This window comes from Sphaerospermopsis sp. FACHB-1194, from assembly GCF_014696235.1.
GTDB classification, from domain to species: Bacteria; Cyanobacteriota; Cyanobacteriia; order Cyanobacteriales; family Nostocaceae; genus Sphaerospermopsis; species Sphaerospermopsis kisseleviana.
Genome location: NZ_JACJPU010000102.1, coordinates 1 through 3,374, shown reverse-complemented (window position 1 = coordinate 3,374; position 3,374 = coordinate 1). Strand labels below are relative to the sequence as shown.

Sequence of the window (3,374 nt, the reverse complement as noted above, 5' to 3'; positions counted from 1 at the left end):
TTAAAAATGCTTCCAGAACCACCAGACCCTATTTTATTATCCCAGATTTTTGCCAAGCTTACCTCTCTTGGTCGTATTCACAATACTTCTACAACCGTTTCACCCTCGTAATTTGGCTAAGGTATTGAAATAGTGATAATTTTTTTTGACATCTATATCAAACCCACAAGAACAGCGATGTATAAGGAGAGCGATCGCTCTTTTCTCTGTAGGTACTGCACGCTGGTATAACCTTACCACAATGGAACAAAGCCATAAAGCAATGAGGTATAACTATTACCAATACATATCATACTACGTAATTTCTGATTTTTATAACTGTGTAGAAATATTCACAAATGTGTATGATACGGGCTAATTTATAAAATATGAAAACCTGATCCTTGTGTAGAGTAATTCATGTAGGGGTAATTCATGAATTACCCCTACATCGAGAATAGCGATGTCTAAGAAGAGCGATCGCACCACAACCTCAATATCAGAAACTATTCATTTAACTCATTCGCAGCACATAAAACCTCTTGGTAAAGTTGATTACTTACCCGAAAACTTGCCTGGGAAATTAAATCATTCATCACCGGTTTAACTGCGTGAATTAATCCTCCATGTTTAGCAATTAACAGAATACCTAACACTCCCATAATTGATAATCCTAAACGAGTAGCTTCTCGTCTCCCCAAACGTTCATCAATTAATAATTCATTTGCATTCAATTCCAGCGCGAGAGTAATAGCTTCTGCTTCACCACGATCTAGGTTTTGTTTACTTCGTAAAAGTTCTACAAATTCTAAATTACTTGTCTGTTGAATTTCAACCCATTCTAGAGAAAGTACAGATGAAATACAGCTATCTTCATTGCTTGAATTTGTTAATTCTTCTGCAACTGCTTGAGGAATGATGACTATAGTGTAAATTTCTCGCAAAAGTGACAAACAACCAACAATAGCTAGACTGCTTAAAGGAGAAGTATCACTAACAACAATCATAACCAACCCTTTTGTTGCAGATGTTGAATATCCTCCTGAAACTCAGCTACGTCATAGTGAATGGATATTCCCCGTTCAGCTATCAAACGTTGAAACTTGAGTTGACTTATTGCCAACAACTCACTAGCTTTTCCCAAACTGATTTTGTCTTGTTGAAATAACATAATGACAATTTGCTGTAAAAATTCGTCCTCTGATAAACCACTTGCTTTCACAATTTCTTCAGAAATTACTAAACTCATTTTTCCTCCAGCAATTATTATTAATAACTTTTACTATTCGTTGCCGTTGTTTTTATTTTAGGCAATATTGATAAATTTGGTAAATTCGCAAATGCTGTCTATAGGATACTCTTAACGTAGTCTCTTGTAAAGAAGCGATCGCACTTTAGTAATAGTAAAACCTGAGTACAATCAGGTATCACTAGTACCAATACAGAGAATAGCACGTAATTTATATTTTATTTAACTGTGTAGACATATTCACAACTGTGTATAATATGGACTAATTTATCAAATTTAGTAGAATCAAGAACCACGGGTTGGACACCATCTTTAGGCGAAAATATGCCAGCAATTTTGTTTGGTTTATATACAAATCAAGATTACATAGAACCAGTAACCATAGACAATATTAATCAAATTCAAGCTACTCCCTATCAAAAACAACTACTAGATAAATTTCAAGTTAAAGCTAGTTTAAGTCTACCGATTTCAAGAAATAATCAAGTATGGGGCTTGTTGGTACTCCATAGTTGTGGATCAGAGCGTCAATGGCAAGAGGCAGAAATTACACTACTGTCGCAAATAAGCACAGAAATTACCTACAGATTGCAGAGTTTTAAATTACAAAAAGAACTGCAACAGTCAGGACTAGCCAAAAAATCAGCAGCTAAAGTTCTTCAAAGCAGCTACTCAAGAAGTTCGTCAGGCTTTACGTTGCGATCGCGTCGCTGTTTATCAATTCCATCCAGATTGGAGCGGAAAATTTATAGCCGAGTCAGTAGCTAGTGGCTGGATAAAAGTTGCCACTGCTGACTTTAAAATGGTATGGGAAGATAGCCATTTACAAGAAACCCAAGGTGGTAGATATGCCAAAGGCGAATCCTTGGCAGTTAACGGGACTTAGGCAAAAAAAGAGACAAAAAAAAGGTTATAATGCAGGCATAGCAAAGCTTTCACATCAAACTAACCCCCATGAAAGAGACAACACCCACAGCTATGCCCCCATGCTTTGAAAAATGGTGTCAAAGGTTTGATGATGTATTTGGCCATAAAGCCCAAAAAAGGGAGTTTAGACATTATGTAGGAGGATTATTAGGAGAAAGCGAGCGAAAAAACATATTCCAGATGGCAGAGAACGCTGTAGGCGTAACTTACTACAGATTACACCATTTTTTAACAGAAGCACCGTGGTCAGCAATCAAGGTAAATGAACGACGGTTGCAGGTAATGAACAAGTGTAGTCAGACCAGAATCAGTAGGGAATTTAGCTTGATAATTGATGATTCATTTTTTTGAGTGGTTAACTGTTAATCGTGACGTATTTGCCGCTCATAAAGCCAGTTTTGGCTTTATTTGGGCTTGATTTTTCTTTAAGTCCCGATAGCTGGAGTTGCTATAGCTAATGATTTAATTCTTGTGACTAAGAATCTTAAACATTTTCAGAAAATTGCAGGGTTGGAAATTGAAGATTGGAGTCAGTAGTTAAGTAGAAGAAACGCGATCACACCCCTATTTCCAAAATGCGATCGCTTCGTTAATTAAGAAATTATCATCATGATAAATCAAACCCAACTAACAAGAAAGTCTTGGTTAGTGAGATTGAGTGCAGGAGAAAGCTGTGCTAATGCTACTTGTGGTGCAGAACCTAAAGCATCAGCATCAAAATAGACGATACCATTAATATTATTATAGATAATGCTATTAGTCCAAGAATTGGCACTTGTCCCCATAGAAAATACACTGGGAGCTAGTGCATTAGTTACCCCATCTGTCCACACCAGAGAATTAAAGCCAGTTCCAAACAATTCTATCTTGTCCCCTTGTGCCTTAGAAAAGTCGGTGATGGTGTCCATGCCTTCGGAGGGAGAATTAAACCTGAACTTATCAGCACCAAGCCCACCAGTGAGAGTGTCATGTCCTCCCAGTCCTAAGAAAGTGTCATTTCCATAACCTCCGACTAGGTTATTATTGGTTGCATCTCCGGTTAAGGTTAATGGTTCAGCCGTATCATCATTAGTAATAGTTCCCGTAATGGCTGTATTTGTACCAATGGTATAACCTGTTCCTGAAGCGAGAGTTAAAGCAACGGTTTCATCGCTTTCTGGAGTGCTATCACCTGTGGGGTCAATAGTTAAAGTGGCTGTACTTGCACCGGCAGCAAAGG

Annotated in this window: 2 protein-coding genes and 3 pseudogenes; 2 read left to right on the top strand and 3 right to left on the bottom strand. The window is 37.6% G+C overall.

The window, feature by feature from the left end; all coding sequences use genetic code 11:
* Positions 1–485: 485 nt before the first annotated feature.
* Together H6F45_RS26055 and H6F45_RS26050 are read right to left on the bottom strand one after the other, a co-directional pair.
* A complete protein-coding gene (locus H6F45_RS26055) occupies positions 486–986 on the bottom strand; it encodes a DUF3368 domain-containing protein (RefSeq protein WP_190348805.1) in 501 nt (166 codons plus the stop codon).
* Positions 983–1,228, bottom strand: a complete 246-nt coding sequence (locus tag H6F45_RS26050; RefSeq protein WP_190348804.1) for a UPF0175 family protein — start codon at positions 1,226–1,228, stop codon at positions 983–985. The genes H6F45_RS26055 and H6F45_RS26050 overlap by 4 nt, the downstream gene beginning before the upstream one ends.
* Before the next feature lie 276 nt (positions 1,229–1,504).
* Between H6F45_RS26050 and H6F45_RS26045 the strand changes: the two are divergent.
* A pseudogene (locus H6F45_RS26045) lies at positions 1,505–2,093 on the top strand (GAF domain-containing protein); the annotation flags it as partial.
* Between the two features lie 89 nt (positions 2,094–2,182).
* A pseudogene (locus tag H6F45_RS26040) lies at positions 2,183–2,497 on the top strand (transposase); the annotation flags it as partial.
* 275 nt (positions 2,498–2,772) lie between these two features.
* On the opposite strand, the pseudogene H6F45_RS26035 reads toward H6F45_RS26040, so the two are convergent.
* A pseudogene (locus H6F45_RS26035) lies at positions 2,773–3,374 on the bottom strand (furin); the annotation flags it as partial.